The organism is Enterobacter cloacae complex sp. IR5403 (assembly GCF_049238705.1).
In the GTDB taxonomy this organism is placed as follows: Bacteria; Pseudomonadota; Gammaproteobacteria; order Enterobacterales; family Enterobacteriaceae; genus Enterobacter; species Enterobacter hormaechei_C.
This window is the reverse complement of sequence record NZ_JBMKHP010000009.1, coordinates 124,569-143,607: the sequence shown is the minus strand read 5'-3', so window position 1 is coordinate 143,607 and position 19,039 is coordinate 124,569. Positions and strand designations below refer to the sequence as shown.

Here is a 19,039-nt window from a genome sequence, read left to right as displayed (position 1 = left end):
TGATAATACGTTTTATTGGTCGTGGTAAAGATATTAAATAATTTAGCATACTAAAAACTGGTCGCCTCACTAAAGCTTGCATTCAGTTTATAAAATAGTACCAGCAGGACACACTGAGTAATCGTCTACTTTAGTATTATAACCGCCCACTGTCCCCGCCTGGAGAAACGCTGCTTTCCCAATCACAGCGCTGCCCGCAAGATGGACACCAACACCTAAATGAGCGAAATCACCAAGAACGGCATCGTGATCTATTGTCGAGTGGCTATTCACAATCGTCGCCAAACCTAATTTTGCGTTGGCACCCACTACAGCTCCCGCTAACACAACAGTTCCCTCAGCAAGGGTCGCCGATGGACTGACAAATGCAAAGGGATGTATAAGCGTTACAGGATGAATACCTAAGCCGAGCAGTTGCTGATAGAGCTGCTCTCTGACTTTATTGTTTCCGATGCCAATAGCGACATGACTGACCTTACCAATATGTAACTGTAGTTCGGAAATTTTTCCAATAATCAGCTGATTAATTTCCTGGCAGGCAGAGGTATTATCGTCGAGGAAAACGATATCCTTATATCCCAGCAGTCTCGCTGTCTCGTACAGCGTACGGCCATGACCACCCGCTCCCAAAATCAATAAGTCATGCATTGACATTGCTCTCTTTGTCTTTAACACCTGCACCACATTTCAGTGCAACAACGAGAAGCGGGAACCAGGCGATGAGTAGCCCCACAACACCATCAATTTTGCCTGAGGCAATAAAAAAGGCGATGGGGAAGAGCCACAGAAGATTGACGGCAATCGCCAATGATGTCACCGGAACGTGGCTGCCATATTTTCTTGCAAGAATTTGGTAGCCATGGCTGGCATGTGCTTCATAGACCTTTTTACCTGCTACGAGCCTCCTCAATAAAGTTGTCGTGGCATCGACGATAAATACGCCCAGCAAACATAATTCTGCAATAAAGAAATGTGTATCTGCTTTCGCAATATGGAGAATCATCAGTCCGATAGTTATCCCCAGGAAACCACTCCCGGCATCGCCCATGAAGATTTTTGCTCTCGGGAAATTCCAGACAATAAAACCGGCCGCGGCACCGATAAGGGCAAGCGTCAGCGGATAAATACTTCCAGGCGCGTCCGTGTACTGGTTTACAACAATTAATATAGCACTACATGCGGCAAATGTTATTGCTTCAGCGCTGGCTAAGCCATTAATCCCATCCATAAAATTATATAAGTTCAGCATCCAGACCAGATATACACAGCCGAGAATCATACCAATCCAGGATAAAGAAAGATCGTAACCAAACAGCGTAATTACAGGGAAGGAACCCAGGAAATAGATGCCAATTGCTGCTGCCATGAAATGCATCAATAGACGCCAGCGTGCCGCAATATGACCATGATCATCAAGGAAGCCAATGATAGCGACAATTACACCTGGAATAAATAAACCCAGGAAACTGTCGAACGTAAGCGTATGGTTAAAATAAAATCCTACCAAAGCGACCAGGAGCGTCAGGACGATCGCTACTCCACCACCTCGCGGGGTCGGCACAGAATGAGAACTTCGCTGGTTTGGGCGGTCAATAACATTATGCTTTATTGCATACCCCCGCAATCCCCAAGTCAGTGCGCAGGAGGCTAAAAAAGCGAATATCACAATCCCATAATTCGTCATTATTTATTACCTTCGATATAATATTTCGCCGTTTTTTTCATCGTTTCATAAAGCGTTATCGGGGGCGTCCAGTTTAAATGCTCCCGGGATTTAGAGGCATCGACTTCCAGATCGCCAAACAGCTGATCGTAAATACCTCGTTTACCAACAGAAGAAAGCAATAACCTGAAGATACCCGTTGGGAAAGAGACCAGTTTCGCTTTAATGCCCATTCCTGAAGCAAAGGCATTAATCATATCTGCTGTAGAAGGTCGTTCCACATCTGCGAGTAAATAGAGTTGATTTTTGGATTTCTCATTTACCACGCATTCGTTGATGAAACTGACGACATTATCCAGAGACACCAGCGCTCGCTTGTTCCTGACATTTTTAAATGGCAACGGTAGGTTTTTAGAAACCAGTTTTAAAAGGCGCTGTATATTACCCGGTGCATTTTCACCACAAATCAATGCCGGGCGAACAATAGTGATCGCCATATCGCTTTCTGCAAATTGATTAAGCAGACTCTGCTCGGCTTCTCGCTTGGAAATGGCGTAATCAGAGGTGGGTTGTGGCTCCGAGGCTTCAGTAAATGGAATCCCTGAGGTGGCATTACCGTTAACGCCGATTGAGCTTACAAAGATAAAATGTTTAACTCCGCTGGTCGCAGCATCGCTCGCTAATTTCATCGTTGCGTCGTGATTGACACGGCGAAATTCCGCTAAAGCGTCCTGTGCATCATCATTAAGGATATGCGCCCTTCCTGCGGTATGAATGACAGTGTCGCATCCTTGCAGGAGATTTAACCAGTTGGTATTGGCTGAGATATCACTCAGGTTGTAAATGCCCTGTTCAGGGTTCTCCTGCTTGCGCGTTGTTAATATCACCTCGTGTCCTGATGACTTCAACGCCTGGACTAAAGCAGTTCCAAGAAACCCGGTCCCGCCCGTCACCATTACTTTCATTGACATCCCCTATCCGCTCAATCTGATATTTACGCCCGCACGTAGTGCAGATTTGCGTGAAACTGTCTCGTTCACAACTGTTCGTTTAAAATTCAATTGTAAATGCCAGGCACGCTACCGCCCCTGGCTTAACAGCTACCAGTGCACTGAGCGATGTTTGATTAATGATTTTGCTTGTCTGGTTACAGACAAAAACAGGCGTTAATTGTCGTCCTAAACGACCAGAGAAACAAGCACAAATCGCTACAAAGCTGCTGAGATTTGAATCAGATAACCGTATGTAATCATTAAAATTAATAACAAAAAACGGCAGTTATCACTTTGGTAATGTCTCAACATCCCAAAATGGTAACTGCCGTTGTTCAGGCCTTGGCAGGACTATCAGTCGTTAGCCAGCAGCTTCTCAATCCGGCTTCTGAACTTCGCCCCTTCCTTCAGGTTACGCAGGCCATAGTTAACAAACGCCTGCATATACCCCATTTTCTTACCGCAGTCATAGCTGTCGCCGGTCATCAGCATCGCATCAACGGACTGCTTCTTCGCCAGCTCAGCAATCGCATCGGTCAGCTGGATACGGTCCCAGGCGCCAGGCTCGGTTTTTTCCAGCTCAGCCCAGATATCCGCATTAAGCACATAACGACCGACTGCCATCAGGTCGGAGTCCAGGGTCTGCGGCTGATCGGGTTTCTCGATAAACTCAACAATCCGGCTCACCTGCCCTTCCGTCTCCAGTGGCTCTTTAGTCTGAATAACAGAATACTCGGAGAGATCGCCCTTCATACGTTTCGCCAGCACCTGGCTACGGCCCGTTTCGTTGAAGCGCGCGACCATTGCCGCCAGGTTATAACGCAGCGGATCGGCAGAGGCGGTATCAATAATGATATCGGGCAGAACGACGATGAACGGGTTATCACCCACCACCGGGCGCGCGCACAGGATCGAGTGGCCCAGGCCCAGCGGCTGCGCCTGACGCACGTTCATGATGGTCACGCCAGGAGGACAGATAGACTGAACTTCTGCCAGAAGCTGACGCTTAACACGCTGCTCAAGCAGCGCTTCGAGTTCATAAGAGGTGTCGAAGTGGTTCTCAACGGCATTCTTCGAAGAGTGCGTCACCAGAACGATTTCTTTGATCCCCGCAGCAACAATCTCGTCGACGATGTACTGAATCATCGGCTTGTCAACGATCGGCAGCATCTCTTTAGGAATGGCCTTTGTGGCGGGCAACATGTGCATGCCCAGACCCGCTACCGGTATGACTGCTTTCAAATTAATCATTATTTCTTCCACCTTAAAATGGTTGACGAATTATAGCTTTTAAACCTGTTTTCGCCAGCATGTTTTGCCGTAAATATGAAGTAATCCTAAGTCACCCCACCACAAATTACAGTAGTTGTAATCTGAATAGATCGCGATTCTGATCCAGAATAGTCGCAAAATAGACTTTATGATTACCTGTGCGGCAGCGCAAAATTCAACCGTTCCGTATTCACCACATGTTGATCAACCCGATCAATATCCACCGAACTCTGTCCTTTTTCATTTACCGCATGAATGTTTGCCAGCGACAACAGCGTCTCGTTTTTGGCCATAAACTTCCCGCGCACGTCTTTGCGCAAGTCGAAGTTCATCGTCAGGGCTGGCCCCGTCGCGGACTCCTGCATCACGTTGATATTACGTAAGAAAAGGTGCTGTGGCTTGTTGTGCAGCTCAAGCGTTGCCCGCTGCATGTTGACGTTGGTAATGGCGACAAACGACGTGGCATTGCCGGAGGAAATCTGTATCCCGCGCAGCTTATACGCCAGCTGTCGGTTATCCAGGCGTATATCGTTAAGTTTGAAGTTCTGCGGTATCGACAGATAATCGCCTTTAATCACGCCATAGCCGATTAGCATTCCGGCGCTGTTGACCATATCGACATTATCAATAACGAAATTATCACAGCCATAAATAGCTACCGTCGCGTTATCAATTCCGGCCTTTTTACTGAAGTCAGGGGTAATATTGCTGGCCTTGATATTCCGGATCACAAAATGTTTACCGTTTTCAACATGGACCAACTGCCGACAGTTGCTGCCGGTGATATTCGCCACCACGAAGTTTTTAACGGTCTGCTGTTCCGGATAATCATTATCGTACGTACTGCCGGCCAGCCCAATGCCTATCCCCCAGTTGATCTTGCCGTTTGTGCAGTTGATGTTATCGATCACGTGGTGAGAGATCAGGATGTTGCGGTCATTAATCGCCACGTTCCACTCAATCGCATCACCCTGCAAGTGGCTGAATTTACTGTTGGTAATGCGCGCACCGTCAACTTGATTATGAAAACCCTGGCGCAGAATGGCGTAGTTGGCCTGTGACACATTGATGTTATCAATGAGCAAATTGCGCATCACCCTCGGTTTCTTGCCGCCGATGTAGATCTGGGTGACGGGTCCGAAGCCGCTCATCGCCAGCCCTTTAATAACACAGTCGGAGCCACGCACGTCCAGCGTAATGTTATGCGTGTGCCCCTCTCCTTCCCCAATGACCTTGCAGCCTTCCTGAAGCACAAACCGCCCGCGGCCGTTGCCCTTCAGCGCACCGCGGATCAGCAGGGTTTTGCCATCAGGAATGAAAATGCCGGTATTGATGTTTTCACAGGTTAACCCGGCGGGAACAACAACGGTATCGCCCTCGGCAAAGGCCTGCTTAAAGGCGGCGATCCAGTCGTGATTGTTGTAGCGATCGACAGAAACCGTCTTCCCGGTCGCCGCCCGCGCAGCGCGGGGCGACAACAGCGGCATGGCAGCCAGGACGGATAAAGAAGAGACAAATCGGCGTCGGGTAATCTTTTTCAGCATACAACCTCAGCATTACAGCGTTTGCAGCAGGCTCGCTAACTGGCGATTAATCACCTGCTGATTAAATTCTGCTTCAACTTTTTGCCGCGCATTTTGCAGCACAGGGATCAGCGTCTGCTGATCGATATCACTGAACGCAGCCAGACGGTCCGCCAGCGCCAGCGCATTGTTTTCAGGGACCAGCCAGCCGGAGTGTTCAGAGGTGATCAGCTCCGGGATCCCGCTGTGCAGGGTCGAGACCACCGGAATGCCGACCGCCATCGCCTCCATCAGCGCCACGGGAATGCCTTCCATATCGCCGTCGGCGCCGGTTACGGAAGGCAGCAGGAACACATCCGCGTCATCGAGCATGGCTTTCACTTCGTGGCTCGGCTTGAAGCCGGGCATCTCGACCACGTCTTCCAACTGATACTGTTCAATCAGCGTGCGCAGACGACGCTCCCACGGTCCGATGCCCAGGATGCGGTAGTGGAAGTCCACGCCGCGCGCCTTCAGCTGGCGACAGGCTTCGATGGCTACGTGCAGCCCTTTCTTTTCGGTCAGGCGGGCAACAGAGATAATTTGCAGCGGCTTGCCCGGCACCTTAACCGGTCGCTGGGTGAAACGTTCCATATCCACGCCCATGCGTGAAACGGTGATTTTCTCGCTCGGGCACCCCATGGTTTTCAGGCGCCCGGCCCACAGGTTGCTTATCGGCAGCATCATGTCGCCGCGGCGAAACAGCTGCTGATATTCCGGCGTGTAGTGGTTCAGCACTTCCCGACTGGAGATGTCGATACCGTGGAAAATGGTTGCGATTTTGCCTTCAATCACCCCCAGCTCACGCAGTTTTGCCGCAGTGACGCCCGCCGGGCCAAAGTGGGCGATAAAGACATCGGCCCGGTACGGCTGGGCCGTTTGCCCGCAAATGGCGGAAAGGATCAGGTTGCGGGCCTCCGCCCCATAGCGCGACATATTCAGCGCCCGCCACGTCGAGGCGCGATGCAGGCCGCGCAGCGTCTGCCCGGCGCGATAATGCAGTTTGTTCATTCGTCCGGCGGGTTCGTCCTGCAACCAGCGGGTTTTCGCCTCCAGCCCATACTGGGTATACGCCGCATGGGTGTTTTGCGTATCGCCCTTTTGCAGGGCGATAATCTCCACGTCATACCCCATATCGATAAACGCGGTGATTTGGTTCAGCACAAAAGTTTCAGACGACAGCGGAAATTTCAGTAAGAAGAAACCAACCTTCATTTCCCCTCCCGGACGCGGTCGAGTACGGATTTCACCATGCCAATACCTTTTTCGCGTTCGGCTTTTACTGCCACCGCCAGACGTTCGTTGATCGCAGGCAGCTGGCCGAGCGTGTCGCCCACCATCGCACCCAGCGACCCGTCCAGCAGATGACGAATATCGACGGCCATTTCCGGCATGCCGAGCTGCTGCATAATGCCCGCAGACTTGTGCTCGTAGTTAATGGCGATGGCTGGCGTGCCGAAGTTCATCGAGATAATGGCCGAGTGCAGACGCGTGCCCACGGTCAGGTCGCAGGCAGAGAGCAGCTTGCCCATCTCCAGATCGTTCAGCTCGTCCATCACCACGTGATAGCGGGACGGATCGTTCACCAGGTTGCGCAGGTTGAGCGCCACCATACGGTCATCTTTGTTGTAGCTGTCAATACCGGTACAAGTGGAAAGCGCCAGCACCTGGTAACCGCTGTCCAGTACGCGGTTCACCACGTCGGCAAAGGCTTTCTCGTATGCCGCCTGGGTCGTGCCGAGGCGTTTATCGAACGGCGCAAGTTCACGCAGGGTAATGGCGACGGTTTTCTGCTTTGCCGCCACGTCGAGCCAGTGCTGTACCGCGTAGCTGGCCTGGAAACTGTCATCCTGATGATCCACCAGCCAGGCGGTGTCTACACCGTGCTCCACTTTGGTGGTGTCGATTTCGCTGCGCTTCATCATGTCGAGGCTGACCGATTCACGCAGGATCAGCGCGTCGCAGTGGCCGAAGACATAGTTCGCCAGCTGGTTAAACTGCGGATCCTGGAATGGCCCGACGCTGTGGCCAATCATAAACAGCGGTTTTTTCGCCATGAACGTACAAAGTGCATGCTCAAACTGCGGCACGCCGTAGAGATCGACGAAGAACGAACCGCCCACCTGAATAATCGCGTCATAGCCGGACAGCAGACGCACAAAATCGGTAAAGCCCTGCGCGATGGCGATGTTGCGCAGCTTGCCGGTGTCGGTCACGCGGGAAAGCAGCACCTGATGCTGGTAGCGGCGACGCAGCACTTTCTTCACGCGCCCCATCACGCCCGCGGCGTTGTTGTGCTGTTTCATCTGGCTGTAGAGCGGGTCGCCCATCACCGGGCGGTTCAGTAACCAGGATGAGCTGACCGGATAACGGCTCATCACATCCACTTCAGTCTCAGGCTTAAGGGTGTTAATTGCATCCAGTAAACCGCGCAGGATGGCGCTGTCGCCACGGTTGCCGCAGGTATGGTTGCCAAGAATAAGTAATTTCATAATGGCCTCGTAAAATTAGCCTGCGCGAAGCAGCGTTTTCATTTTTTCGTTACGGCAAAACTGGCGCTTCATCTCGACCACCAGCGCATTGCGTGACAGCACAATCATCACGCCGAACGCCAGCGCGCCTGCCGCGACCTGCACCGCAAGCAACGCCGCCAGCGGCAGATGCCCGTTGAGCACCACGCCCAGGCCGTAGCTCACCGCAAGCGTCGGTAAGGAGAGGTAAAACGGCAGCCACAGGCTGAGGATGTACTGACGGTAGCTGGAACCCAGCACCGGTTTGATCATCACGAAGTAGCTCAGCACGGTATTGACGATCTGCACCAGCAGGAAGCCGAGCGTCACGCCAATGGCGCCCGCCGTGTGGCCGCCCACAATAATTGCCGGAATAAACAGGAAGGTTTTAAACACGTTGAACTTGAAGCTGATATCCACGCGCGCCTTTGCCATTAGCAGAGAACCAATCGGGTTCCCCACCGAGCGCAGCAGCCCCACGACGCACAGCAGTTGCAGGATCGGGATGATGCTGTTCCACTTCTCGCCAAACACCAGCGGTACGAAATTGCTGGCGACCACCATCAGCCCCAGCAGGACCGGGAAGTTGATGATCCCCACCACGGAGAGCAGCTTGTAAAAGTTCACGCGCAGCTTTTCGGTATCGTCCTGAATTTTGGCGAACGCCGGGAACAGCACGCGGGTAATGATAGGGTTGAGCTTCATCGGCGGGACAACCGCGACGTTATACGCCAGGTTGTAGCCACCCGCGACGCTCGCGCCCAGAATGCGCGCCAGCACCAGCGTGGAGAGGTTAGTATTCACGTAGTTGATAATGCTGTCTGCCGTCAGCCACGCGCCGAAGCGCAGGTTGGATGAAACAGACGCCAGCGAAAAATGCAGCCCCGGGCGATAAATCTTGCGGCCAAAGAAGCCAAACAGCAGCGTGCGCACGGCAGAGTTAACGAGGTAGCCGAGGATGGCGGTCATTGCCAGCGGCCAGAAATGGGCGCTGACCACGGTGAAGGTAAAGCCCGCCAGCACGGCGCTGGTCTCAATCATGCCGATTTTGTTGAACTCCAGCTCTTTCTGCATCAGCGCGCGGAACTGCTGCCCGTGCGGGATCACCACGAAAGCGAACGACAGGGTGCGCATCAGCGGCGCCAGGTCCGGGTTATGCAGCACGCCGGCAATCACATCGCTCAGCAGAAACACCAGCACAAAGACGAAGATACCCAGCCCGACGTTCAGCCAGTAGAGGGTGGTCAGCTCCAGATGGCTGATCTCTTTGCGCTGGATAATGGAGTTGGCGATACCAAAGTCCGACAGCGTATCGGCCAGGGCGATAATCACCAGCGAGACGGTCAGCAGACCAAACTGGTGATTATCGATAATGCGCGCCAGCACCGTCATCTGCACCAGGCCGAGGCCAATGATGACGATGGTGGCCATGGCTGACCATTTCGCGCCGCTGATGGTTTTTTCTCGTAAGCTCATCTTAGTACGCCGCTTTGTTCACGAAGCCTTTGAAAATGGTCAGAAAAACAATCTTGATATCGAACCAGAGGCTCCACTCGCGGATGTATTCCAGATCGAACTCGATACGTTTTTCCATTTTTTCCAGCGTGTCGGTCTCGCCGCGCCAGCCGTTGATCTGCGCCCAACCGGTGATGCCTGGCTTCACCTTATGGCGCAGCATGTAGCCTTCGATCAGGGTACGGTACTGCTCGTTATGGGCCACGGCGTGAGGACGAGGCCCGACGATGGACATCCCGCCGGTGAACACGTTGATGAACTGCGGCAGCTCATCGAGCGAGGTACGACGCAGGAAGTTACCCACGCGGGTGACGCGCGGATCGTTCTGCGTCGCCTGGGTCACCACCTTGTCGTTCTCCATCACCTTCATGGAGCGGAATTTCCACACCATGATCGGCTTACCGTCCATGCCGTAGCGGGTCTGACGGAAGATGATCGGCCCCGGCGAGCTGAGCTTCACCGCCAGCGCAATACAGCACAGTACCGGGGAGATGAGCAGCAGGATCAGGGACGAAAGGACGATATCTTCCACGCGCTTCAGCACGCGGTTAATCCCCGACAGCGGCGTGTCGTACAGTGGAACAACCGGTACCCCGTTCACCTCTTCAATACGGGAGTGGAGAATATTGAAGGTGAAGACATCCGGGATGAGGATCACCGAGCAGGTGGTATCCGCCAGCTCGCGCATCAGTTTCTTGATGCGGGATTCATCTTTCATCTGCATGGCGATGTAGACGTTATGAATTTTGCCAGCTTTCGCATCGTCAATAAGCTGTTCGTAGTTACCTGCCCAGTCGGACGGCACGCCGCCGGGCTTCGCGTCGTGATAAATCCCGACCACTTCAAAACCTAACCACGGCTCTTTGCGGAAGCTGTCGAGCAACACCTGCCCCACCGGCAGGTCGCCCGCTACGGCAACGAAGCGACGGTTATACCCGCGGTTGCGCAGCCAGCCCGCGCCAAAGCGGATCAGCGAGCGGCAGACCACCATGCCAATGCTGGTTAACAGATACCAGCAGAGATAGGTCACAAGACGGTTATCAAAATCATGGCTGAACGCCACCAGGCCTGCGCTGAAAATCAGGCTTAAGGTCCAGTTCTGGAGCAGCAGCATCAGTTCGGTGGTCATTTTGACGCCGCGCCATGAACGATAGAAATCGGTCATGCCGCCGATCATCTGAAACACCACCAGCGCAATCAACGCCATCAGCAAGTGCATGTATAAGAACGACTGCCCGCTGACCCAACACACCGCCCACAGTCCGCCGACCATGATGGTGATATCAGAAAAACGCTGCACCATAGAGATTAACGATGCATTCGTTCTCGCTCGTTCGCGCTTTTTTAGATTTGTCATCGTTGTTCCTTTAGTTCTAAACCTTTCCCCTCACCCTACCCCTCTCCCCAAAGGGGGAGGGAACTTGAACACCCTCTCCCCTTTGGGAAGAGGGCTGGGGTGAGGGGCAGTTTTTACTGATTCAACAGCGCCAGAATGTCCTTCGTTCGGGCTTCCATCAGCGCGGTATCGGCGCGGGCCTCCACGTTCAGGCGCACCACCGGCTCGGTGTTGGAGGAGCGCAGGTTGAAGCGCCACTGCGGGAACGCCATGCTGATACCGTCTGTACGGTCAATCTCCAGCGCATGAATGGCAAAGTGCTGTTCGACGCGGGCAATAGCCTCAGCGGGCTGCGCCAGTTTGCTGTTGATCTCGCCACTCGCCGGGAACGCCGCCATGCGGTCGCGCACCAGTTCGCCCAGGCTCTGCCCTTTCAGGCACAGCAGCTCAATCACCAGCAGCCACGGGATCATCCCGCTGTCGCAGTAGGCAAAATCACGGAAATAGTGGTGGGCGCTCATCTCCCCGCCGTAGATGGCGTCTTCCTCACGCATACGCTCTTTGATAAACGCGTGGCCGGTTTTGGACATCACCGGCTCGCCGCCCGCGGCCTTCACCACGTCGACGGTGTTCCAGGAAAGACGCGGATCGTGAATGATTTTCGCCCCCGGGTTTTTCTCGAGGAACGCTTCCGCCAGCAGGCCAACGATGTAGTAGCCTTCGATAAACTGCCCTTTCTCATCGAACAGGAAGCAGCGGTCGAAATCGCCGTCAAAGGCGATACCCATATCGGCGCCGTGCTCAATCACCGCGTTGCGGGTGTCGTCGCGGCATTCCGGCAGCAGCGGGTTAGGAATACCGTTCGGGAAGTTGCCGTCTGGCGTGTTGTGCACTTTGACGAAGGTCACCGGCACGTTCAGCGCCTTAAAGCGGGCTTCAAGTGCATCGACAACCGGGCCTGCCGCGCCGTTGCCGGAGTTAATCACCAGCTTCAGCGGTTTGAGGTTCGCCACGTCGATGTAGCCCAGCAGGTGGTCGATGTACTCTTTTTGCAGGTTAATCTGCTTATAGCTGCCGCGTCTGGCTTCATTCACCGGCGGGAAGTCGTTGGCCTCGGCCAGACGCTGCACGTCGCGCAGGCCGGTGTCGCCGCTGATAGGACGCGCGCCCTTGCGCACCAGCTTCATGCCGTTGTAGTCCATCGGGTTATGGCTGGCCGTCACTTCGATACCGCCATCCACGCCCAGGTGGAAGGTGGCAAAATAGATCTCTTCGGTACCGGAAAGGCCGATATCCAGCACGTCGACGCCCGCGTCCTGTAGCCCTTTCGCCAGCGCCAGCTTCAGGGATTCGCTTGTCAGACGCACATCGCCGCCCAGCACGATAGTTTTTGGTTTCAGGTATTCGCCGTACGCGCGACCGATGCGCCACGCAATGTCTTCGTTCAGCTCTTCGCCCAGCTTGCCGCGAATATCGTAGGCTTTAAAACAGGTTAATTTTTCCATGATGACCCCTTTTTCAGGCAACAGTTGGCCCTGACCATGTAATGGCCAAATTTATTTTTGTCATTCGTAGGCCCGGTAAGCGCAGCGCCACCGGGCATGATGCGGAGTGCTACACGCGCCCGTAGCGATCCTGGAAGCGGATGATGTCGTCCTCTTCCAGATAGGAGCCGGAACGCACCTCAATTAAGTCGAGCGGAATTTTCCCCGGGTTTTCCAGACAGTGCGTGGCGCCCAGCGGAATATAAATGGACTCGTTTTCACCGAGCAGCTTCACTTCACCGTCGATGGTCACTTTGGCGGTCCCCGCCACCACCACCCAGTGTTCGGCGCGGTGATGGTGCATCTGCACCGACAGCCCTTCTCCCGGCTTCACGGTGATGCGTTTCACCTGATAACGCTCGCCAGCGTCGATGGAGTCATATTTGCCCCACGGGCGGTAAACTTCACGGTGAATATGGTGTTCGTGGCGGCCATCGGCCTTGATCTTCTCCACCACTTTTTTAACGTCCTGCACGGCATTACGGTCGGCAATCAGCACCGCGTCTTTGGTCTGCACGACCACCAGATCCTTCACCCCTACCGTAGTGACGAGGCCTGATTCGGCGTAGACGTAGCTGTTTTCCGTTTTGTGGCTGATCACATCGCCGTGATGGACGTTACCCTCCGGGGTATGCGCGCTAATCTCCCACAGTGACGACCAGGAGCCGACGTCGCTCCAGCCCGCATCCATCGGTACCACTACCGCATCTGCCGTACGTTCCATCACCGCATAGTCAATGGACTCTTCCGGACAGGCGAGGAAAGCTTCTTCGTCCACGCGGATAAAATCGAGATCCGGATCCACCACCGCCATCGCTTTTTCGCAGGCGCGTAAGATATCCGGGCGATATTTTTCCAGCTCTTCCAGGTAGCGACCGGCGCGGAACAGGAACATACCGCTGTTCCAGTAGTATTCACCGCTGGCGACGTACGCCTGCGCGGTTTCCAGATTCGGTTTTTCGACAAACTGCGCCACGTCAAAGGCCACGCTGTCGCCTTCACCCGGCGTAACGCTGCCGCGGCGAATATAGCCATAGCCGGTTTCTGGCAGATCCGGCACGATGCCGAAGGTCACCAGCTTGCCGTTCTCAGCGTAAGGAATCGCGGCGCGTACCGCGTCGCGGAAGGCCTCTTCCTGCTGGATGACGTGGTCAGCCGCCAGCACCAGCATCAGCGGATCGCAGTCCGGGCTGCTGCGTTTTGCCGCCAGCGCCGCGAGGGCAATGGCAGGCGCCGTGTTGCGTCCGGCAGGCTCCAGAATGATATTTTCGGTCAGTTTGTTCAGCTGGCGCAGCTGCTCGGCAACGATAAAGCGGTGCTGTTCGTTACAGATCACCACCGGGCTTTCACACTCCACGCCGTGCAGACGGTTAACCGTCGTTTGCAGCATGGTGAGGTCGCCTTTCAGGCACAGAAATTGTTTTGGATAAAGCACGCGGGACAGTGGCCACAACCGGCTCCCGGATCCACCCGCCATTACGACCGGATACAAAGTGGTTTGACTCATGATTTATCCCCGTATATCTGCAATAAATTGGCTCAGCACGTTCTCTTTCTCGAGCGTGCGTTCGGCATATTCACGTGCCACCGTGTTCTCTTTTGGCATGGCGAGTGCCTGCTCAATTCCGGTCACCAGCGCAGGAACCGATTCCGGCTCCACGCAAACGGCAATGCCCGGGTAGCTGTTGCACAGCTGGCCTAATTCTGTTGCGGCTTCTGCCGTAATCACCGCGTTTCCGCCCACTGCCAGAATGTTGGTCAGCTTGGACGGCAGCACCGCATCCGCCGCGCCGCGTTTTTGCACCACCAGATGGCAATCCGCCATTTTCAGCAGCGCGGGCAGCGCGTCATAAGACTGAAGCGGGAAGAAGCGGATGTTGGTCAGTCCGCGCTCGCTGGCCATTTTTTCCAGTCGCGCTTTACCGCCGCCCTGCCCGACTATCACGAACATCCACGGGTGTTCGCTCAGCTGAAGCGCAGCGTCAATCACGCTCTCCAGCCCCTGTTTTTCGCCGATGTTGCCTGAGTAAAGAATGATTTTTTGCTCAGCAGGCAACCCGAGCTGCGCGCGTAACGCCTGCGCATCCTGGTCTGTCACATCGCGAAAACGCGCCACTTCGGACCAGTTCGGAAAGAAGATCACTTTTTCCGCCGGGACGCCCTTCTCCTGCGCCTTGTTCATCATTGAGCGCGAGATGGTCGAGACGTAATCCACGTTGTGCAGGCCGCTGCGCTCAAAGGCGCTGGCGAGCTTCGCCACCTTGCCGCCCTTGCCTTTCCCCGCCATCCCCAGCCCGAGCATGGCGTCCACTTCATAATCCTGAATGTGCAGCAGGGTGCGCGCGCCGGAGAGTTTTCCCAGCAGGCGCATGCCTGGCGTGCAGAACAGCGTCGGCACCACGCCGATGATGCGATCCGGCTTCCAGCGACGCTGCGCCATCAGCGGGAAGAAACTGCTCAGGGCAAAACTGCCCAGATGAATTAAACGTTTCAGCGTCGAGGGCTGTTTCGGCACGTAGAGCGGGCAGCGCCAGACGGTCGCGGCGCCCTCTTCGCGGCGGTAGCGCCAGCTGGAATAGCGTTCGCCTACCTTCCACTCCGGGTAATACGGCGGGGCAGTAATCACCCGCACGTCATGTCCCTGGCTCGCCATCCACTCGACCATCTCTCCGGTGTATTTCCCGATACCGGTAAGCTCCGGCGAGTAGTTAATTCCGTAGACGAGGATTTTCATAGACCTGGCACCTCGGCCTGACGTTCCGCAAGGAAGTACGCCCGACTGTTGTCATGGACGTTGTCGCTTGCCAGCAGCGCCTCTGGCGTTAACCAGCGGTAATCGTCATGCTGAGAATCAGGCAGACGCAGGTCTGCCTCACTCACCTTCAGGCGGAACCCCAGCACGACGTAGTGCGTGGTGAACCCGGTGCCTGAAAAGTTATCGTCATAGAAGTGCTGCCAGACCCCGTAAAACTGGCCCGCTGCCATCGGCAGTTGCAGGCCCAGTTCCGCCAGAGTGAGACGCTCAAACGCATCGGTAAGCGTCTCATCCTTCTGCACGCGCCCGCCGGGCACGAACCAGAAGCCCTGTGCAGGACGATTGGTTCGTTTCCCCAGCAAGAACTCGCCGCGTTCGTTCTCCACGATCAAATCAATTGAGATCAGCGGAGTGGAACGCACTACCGTGGCAAAATCTTCCTGACTTAAAAACATCATTACCCCCGGAAGCGGTGCTGGTTTTCCAGGAACCACTGGTAGGTGCTGGCCAGCCCCTGCTCCAGTGACACCTCGTGATACCAGCCCAGCTGATGCAGACGGGTCACGTCCAGCAGCTTGCGCGGCGTGCCGTCCGGTTTGGTGGCGTCAAACACCACGCGTCCTTTGTAGCCCACCACCTGCGCGATGGTCTGCGCCAGCTCGCGAATGGTGCAGTCCACGCCGGTCCCGACGTTAATGTGCGACAGCATCGGCTCGGTGTTTTCCTGCCACACCTCGCGATCCAGCTCCATGACGTGAATGCTGGCCGCCGCCATGTCGTCCACATGCAGGAACTCGCGCATTGGCGTACCGCTGCCCCACACCACCACGTCCGGGGCGTTTTCGGCAGCCGCCTCGTGGAAACGACGCAGCAGCGCCGGGATCACGTGCGAATTGCTCGGGTGGAAGTTGTCGTGCGGTCCGTACAGGTTGGTCGGCATCACCGAGCGATAGTCGCGGTTATACTGACGGTTGTAGGATTCACACAGCTTGATCCCGGCAATTTTGGCAATCGCATACGGCTCGTTGGTGGCTTCAAGCGTGCCCTGCAACAGTTCGCTCTCGGCGATCGGCTGCTTCGCCATTTTCGGGTAGATACAGGATGAGCCGAGGAACAGCAGTTTATTCACGTTGTGCAGATGCGCCGCGTGAATGATGTTGCTCTCAATCATCATGTTCTCGTAGATGAAATCCGCCGGGTAGGTGTTGTTAGCGACAATGCCGCCCACCTTCGCCGCCGCCAGATACACCTGGTCGATACGTTCGCTGGCGAAGAAGTCCTGCACCGCAAGGCTATCAAGCAGGTTCAGCTCGTCGCGGGTGCGAACAATCACCTCAACGTCGCCGCGCTGTTCCAGCTGGCGAACAATCGCGGAACCCACCATTCCGCGATGACCGGCGACAAAAATACGTTGTTTTGTCATTCTCAGGACTCCAGCGCGATGGCAACCTCGTAGCCATGAGACTTGAGCAGGGAGTGTTTTTTCGCTGCTTCAAGATCTTTGGCCACCATCTCGGATACCATTTCTTGCAGGGTGGTTTCTGGTTTCCAGCCCAGCTTCTCGTGCGCTTTGGTTGGGTCGCCCAGCAGGGTTTCCACTTCAGCAGGACGGAAGTAACGCGGATCAACCTGGACAATCACGTCGCCTGGCTTCACGCCCGGTGCGTCGTGGCCGGTCACGGAAACAACGATACCCTTCTCTTCCACGCCGGTGCCTTCGAAGCGCAGCTTGATGCCCAGCTGTGCCGCAGCCATCTCAACGAACTGACGTACGGAGTACTGCACGCCGGTCGCGATCACGAAGTCTTCTGGCTGTTCCTGCTGCAACATCATCCACTGCATTTTCACGTAGTCTTTCGCATGGCCCCAGTCACGCAGGGAATCCATGTTGCCGAGGTGCAGGCAAGACTCCAGGCCCTGAGCGATGTTGGCGATCGCGCGGGTGATTTTGCGGGTCACGAAGGTTTCGCCGCGACGCGGAGATTCGTGGTTGAACAGAATGCCGTTACAGGCGTACATGCCGTAGGATTCACGGTAGTTCACGGTGATCCAGTAAGCGTACAGTTTCGCCACAGCGTACGGAGAACGCGGGTAGAACGGCGTGGTCTCTTTCTGCGGAATTTCCTGCACCAGACCGTACAGCTCAGAGGTAGATGCCTGGTAGAAGCGGGTTTTCTTCTCAAGACCAAGGAAGCGAATCGCTTCCAGCAGACGCAGCGTACCCATCGCATCCACGTCAGCGGTGTACTCCGGGGACTCGAAAGAAACCGCAACGTGGCTCATCGCCCCCAGGTTGTACACTTCATCCGGCTGTACTTCTTGCAGGATGCGGGTCAGGTTGGAGGTATCGGTCAGGTCGCCGTAATGCAGATGGAATTTCGGGTTTGCCGCATGCGGATCCTGGTAAATGTGATCGACACGCTCGGTGTTGAATGAAGAGGCACGACGCTTAATACCGTGAACTTCATACCCTTTTTCCAGCAGCAATTCTGCCAGGTAAGAACCATCTTGTCCGGTAACGCCGGTGATGAGAGCGACTTTAGACATGTTTATATTCCTCTGTACTTATCAAAGTTTTTCAGTTTCAACGCGTTCGCGTATCACCACTGCGGGGTTGCCACGGCAAATTTTATTTGCCGGTAGCGATTTAAAAACGCTGCTGCGGGCACCGACTACCGTGCCATCGCCAACAGAAACACCGGGTGCAACAAAGACGTCTGTTGCCAGCCAGCATTTTTCACCGATCACAACAGGCGAAGCGGTAATATCAAAATGCGGGCTCATAAAATCGTGGCTGCCGGTGCACAAATAACACTTCTGTGAAACCACCGAATTTGCGCCGATCGTAATCTCGCCAAGGGTATATAACACTGCGTCATCCCCAACCCAGGCGTAATCCCCAAGCGTTAATTTCCAGGGATAAGTAATTTTCACCGAAGGTCGAATGACTACGTTTTTTCCTATTTTTGCGCCAAACAGACGCAGTAAAAATGCGCGCCAGCGGTACAATATTTGCGGCGACCAGGCAAATAACGTTGCCTGTACAGCCCACCATAGTTGAACTTTAATACCGCTCCCGCCCCGAAAACCTTTCGGCACGGAGAATCCATTTAATTCCTGCATTACGTTTCCTTATATCTCAGGCTTTGTTATATAAGGCTTTCGCTTTACCCGTCGTTTTCAGACGTAAGAAATAAGATAATTCCGCCCAGAACCCCGGCACGCGTAATATTTTACGCTGCACGTTTTTGGCATCCTGGCACAGTTCCAGATTATTCGAGGTTGACACGCCGCCCATTGAAAATTCAGATACCAGTCCTTTAATTCGACGGAACGGGTAGCCAGATTTGTACAGGCTGGCAGCCAGGGCATAATCTGATGACACTTTATAGCGCAAATCGTAAGGCTGTTTTTTCAGGCCGCTCATTGGGAAGAAAATAGCCTGATGGCTGGCCGGCAGGCTGTGGTAGATATACCAGCCTGGTTTCGCGCTGCGCAGCACTTTTTTCCCCTCGCCGAAATCAAGCAGCGCATCACCGATAAACATGGCATCTTCTTTCTGGCGCGCCAGCTGGCGGGCAAACAGCGCCACATCTTCATGGAACACATCGCCGGAATTGAGGAAGATGGCGTAACGCCCCTGCGCCATGTTGATGCCTTTATTCATGGCATCGTAAATGCCTTTATCTTTCTCGCTGATGTAACGTAAGTTGAACTCACCGTTGAGTTTTTCCAGGAACTCCGCCGTGCCGTCGTTCGAGCCGCCATCGACCACGATCCACTCAAACGTGAGGCTCGGATCGCGCGCCAGGTTGCGCAGCGAGCGCCAGGTTTTTACCACCCCTTCGTAGTTACGAAAGGCGACAGTAATGACGCTAAGAAACATAAAT

The 19,039-nt window shown here is 54.6% G+C and carries 17 protein-coding genes; all 17 read right to left on the bottom strand.

Annotation, left to right across the window (positions count from 1 at the left end):
- Window positions 1-87: 87 nt before the first annotated feature.
- On the bottom strand, window positions 88-654 hold the full coding sequence (locus ACOTW6_RS14430; RefSeq protein WP_246616017.1) for a sugar O-acyltransferase: 567 nt from the start codon (window positions 652-654) through the stop codon (window positions 88-90).
- The gene (locus ACOTW6_RS14425; RefSeq protein WP_213789140.1) at window positions 641-1,684 is read right to left on the bottom strand and encodes an MraY family glycosyltransferase; all 1,044 of its coding nucleotides are present in this window, start codon (window positions 1,682-1,684) and stop codon (window positions 641-643) included. The genes ACOTW6_RS14430 and ACOTW6_RS14425 overlap by 14 nt, the downstream gene beginning before the upstream one ends.
- Complete coding sequence (locus ACOTW6_RS14420; protein ID WP_246616018.1) at window positions 1,684-2,634, bottom strand: NAD-dependent epimerase/dehydratase family protein; 951 nt, start codon at window positions 2,632-2,634, stop codon at window positions 1,684-1,686. Before ACOTW6_RS14420 ends, ACOTW6_RS14425 begins: the two co-directional genes overlap by 1 nt.
- Before the next feature lie 375 nt (window positions 2,635-3,009).
- The gene (gene galF, locus ACOTW6_RS14415) at window positions 3,010-3,906 is read right to left on the bottom strand and encodes a GalU regulator GalF (protein WP_017383282.1); all 897 of its coding nucleotides are present in this window, start codon (window positions 3,904-3,906) and stop codon (window positions 3,010-3,012) included.
- Between the two features lie 173 nt (window positions 3,907-4,079).
- On the bottom strand, window positions 4,080-5,471 hold the full coding sequence (wcaM, locus tag ACOTW6_RS14410; protein ID WP_213789139.1) for a colanic acid biosynthesis protein WcaM: 1,392 nt from the start codon (window positions 5,469-5,471) through the stop codon (window positions 4,080-4,082).
- A 12-nt stretch (window positions 5,472-5,483) separates the two neighbouring features.
- Window positions 5,484-6,704, bottom strand: coding sequence for a colanic acid biosynthesis glycosyltransferase WcaL (gene wcaL / locus ACOTW6_RS14405; protein ID WP_213789138.1), 1,221 nt, complete (start codon window positions 6,702-6,704; stop codon window positions 5,484-5,486).
- Window positions 6,701-7,981 carry a colanic acid biosynthesis pyruvyl transferase WcaK gene (gene wcaK, locus ACOTW6_RS14400; protein WP_006811234.1) on the bottom strand — a complete coding sequence of 427 codons (1,281 nt, stop codon included), beginning with the start codon at window positions 7,979-7,981 and terminating at the stop codon, window positions 6,701-6,703. Before wcaK ends, wcaL begins: the two co-directional genes overlap by 4 nt.
- Window positions 7,982-7,996: 15 nt before the next feature.
- The gene (wzxC, locus tag ACOTW6_RS14395) at window positions 7,997-9,475 is read right to left on the bottom strand and encodes a colanic acid undecaprenyl disphosphate flippase WzxC (protein ID WP_033487316.1); all 1,479 of its coding nucleotides are present in this window, start codon (window positions 9,473-9,475) and stop codon (window positions 7,997-7,999) included.
- A gap of 1 nt (window position 9,476) precedes the next feature.
- Complete coding sequence (gene wcaJ, locus ACOTW6_RS14390; RefSeq protein WP_003863525.1) at window positions 9,477-10,871, bottom strand: undecaprenyl-phosphate glucose phosphotransferase; 1,395 nt, start codon at window positions 10,869-10,871, stop codon at window positions 9,477-9,479.
- Between the two features lie 113 nt (window positions 10,872-10,984).
- Window positions 10,985-12,355: a colanic acid biosynthesis phosphomannomutase CpsG gene (cpsG, locus tag ACOTW6_RS14385; protein WP_213789137.1), complete on the bottom strand. Its 1,371-nt coding sequence runs from the start codon at window positions 12,353-12,355 to the stop codon at window positions 10,985-10,987.
- 109 nt (window positions 12,356-12,464) lie between these two features.
- The gene (cpsB, locus tag ACOTW6_RS14380; RefSeq protein ID WP_017383276.1) at window positions 12,465-13,901 is read right to left on the bottom strand and encodes a mannose-1-phosphate guanyltransferase; all 1,437 of its coding nucleotides are present in this window, start codon (window positions 13,899-13,901) and stop codon (window positions 12,465-12,467) included.
- Between the two features lie 3 nt (window positions 13,902-13,904).
- The gene (gene wcaI / locus ACOTW6_RS14375; protein WP_022651482.1) at window positions 13,905-15,128 is read right to left on the bottom strand and encodes a colanic acid biosynthesis fucosyltransferase WcaI; all 1,224 of its coding nucleotides are present in this window, start codon (window positions 15,126-15,128) and stop codon (window positions 13,905-13,907) included.
- On the bottom strand, window positions 15,125-15,604 hold the full coding sequence (locus tag ACOTW6_RS14370) for a GDP-mannose mannosyl hydrolase (protein ID WP_003863519.1): 480 nt from the start codon (window positions 15,602-15,604) through the stop codon (window positions 15,125-15,127). Before ACOTW6_RS14370 ends, wcaI begins: the two co-directional genes overlap by 4 nt.
- A gap of 2 nt (window positions 15,605-15,606) precedes the next feature.
- A complete protein-coding gene (gene fcl / locus ACOTW6_RS14365; RefSeq protein WP_213789136.1) occupies window positions 15,607-16,572 on the bottom strand; it encodes a GDP-L-fucose synthase in 966 nt (321 codons plus the stop codon).
- 2 nt (window positions 16,573-16,574) lie between these two features.
- The gene (gene gmd / locus ACOTW6_RS14360) at window positions 16,575-17,696 is read right to left on the bottom strand and encodes a GDP-mannose 4,6-dehydratase (RefSeq protein ID WP_003863514.1); all 1,122 of its coding nucleotides are present in this window, start codon (window positions 17,694-17,696) and stop codon (window positions 16,575-16,577) included.
- Window positions 17,697-17,717: 21 nt separating this feature from the next.
- Window positions 17,718-18,272 (bottom strand): colanic acid biosynthesis acetyltransferase WcaF, encoded by a 555-nt coding sequence (gene wcaF, locus ACOTW6_RS14355; RefSeq protein ID WP_015572376.1) that lies wholly within the window; start codon window positions 18,270-18,272, stop codon window positions 17,718-17,720.
- Window positions 18,273-18,288: 16 nt separating this feature from the next.
- Window positions 18,289-19,035 carry a colanic acid biosynthesis glycosyltransferase WcaE gene (gene wcaE / locus ACOTW6_RS14350; protein WP_047053460.1) on the bottom strand — a complete coding sequence of 249 codons (747 nt, stop codon included), beginning with the start codon at window positions 19,033-19,035 and terminating at the stop codon, window positions 18,289-18,291.
- Window positions 19,036-19,039: the final 4 nt, after the last annotated feature.

What these genes read in the sequence shown, in the direction of transcription:
- ACOTW6_RS14430 (WP_246616017.1), bottom strand. Translation starts at nt 654, where the DNA reads ATGTCAATGCATGACTTATTGATTTTGGGAGCGGGTGGTCATGGCCGT.
- ACOTW6_RS14425 (WP_213789140.1), bottom strand. Translation starts at nt 1,684, where the DNA reads ATGACGAATTATGGGATTGTGATATTCGCTTTTTTAGCCTCCTGCGCA.
- ACOTW6_RS14420 (WP_246616018.1), bottom strand. Translation starts at nt 2,634, where the DNA reads ATGTCAATGAAAGTAATGGTGACGGGCGGGACCGGGTTTCTTGGAACT.
- galF (WP_017383282.1), bottom strand. Translation starts at nt 3,906, where the DNA reads ATGATTAATTTGAAAGCAGTCATACCGGTAGCGGGTCTGGGCATGCAC.
- wcaM (WP_213789139.1), bottom strand. Translation starts at nt 5,471, where the DNA reads ATGCTGAAAAAGATTACCCGACGCCGATTTGTCTCTTCTTTATCCGTC.
- wcaL (WP_213789138.1), bottom strand. Translation starts at nt 6,704, where the DNA reads ATGAAGGTTGGTTTCTTCTTACTGAAATTTCCGCTGTCGTCTGAAACT.
- wcaK (WP_006811234.1), bottom strand. Translation starts at nt 7,981, where the DNA reads ATGAAATTACTTATTCTTGGCAACCATACCTGCGGCAACCGTGGCGAC.
- wzxC (WP_033487316.1), bottom strand. Translation starts at nt 9,475, where the DNA reads ATGAGCTTACGAGAAAAAACCATCAGCGGCGCGAAATGGTCAGCCATG.
- wcaJ (WP_003863525.1), bottom strand. Translation starts at nt 10,871, where the DNA reads ATGACAAATCTAAAAAAGCGCGAACGAGCGAGAACGAATGCATCGTTA.
- cpsG (WP_213789137.1), bottom strand. Translation starts at nt 12,355, where the DNA reads ATGGAAAAATTAACCTGTTTTAAAGCCTACGATATTCGCGGCAAGCTG.
- cpsB (WP_017383276.1), bottom strand. Translation starts at nt 13,901, where the DNA reads ATGAGTCAAACCACTTTGTATCCGGTCGTAATGGCGGGTGGATCCGGG.
- wcaI (WP_022651482.1), bottom strand. Translation starts at nt 15,128, where the DNA reads ATGAAAATCCTCGTCTACGGAATTAACTACTCGCCGGAGCTTACCGGT.
- ACOTW6_RS14370 (WP_003863519.1), bottom strand. Translation starts at nt 15,604, where the DNA reads ATGTTTTTAAGTCAGGAAGATTTTGCCACGGTAGTGCGTTCCACTCCG.
- fcl (WP_213789136.1), bottom strand. Translation starts at nt 16,572, where the DNA reads ATGACAAAACAACGTATTTTTGTCGCCGGTCATCGCGGAATGGTGGGT.
- gmd (WP_003863514.1), bottom strand. Translation starts at nt 17,696, where the DNA reads ATGTCTAAAGTCGCTCTCATCACCGGCGTTACCGGACAAGATGGTTCT.
- wcaF (WP_015572376.1), bottom strand. Translation starts at nt 18,272, where the DNA reads ATGCAGGAATTAAATGGATTCTCCGTGCCGAAAGGTTTTCGGGGCGGG.
- wcaE (WP_047053460.1), bottom strand. Translation starts at nt 19,035, where the DNA reads ATGTTTCTTAGCGTCATTACTGTCGCCTTTCGTAACTACGAAGGGGTG.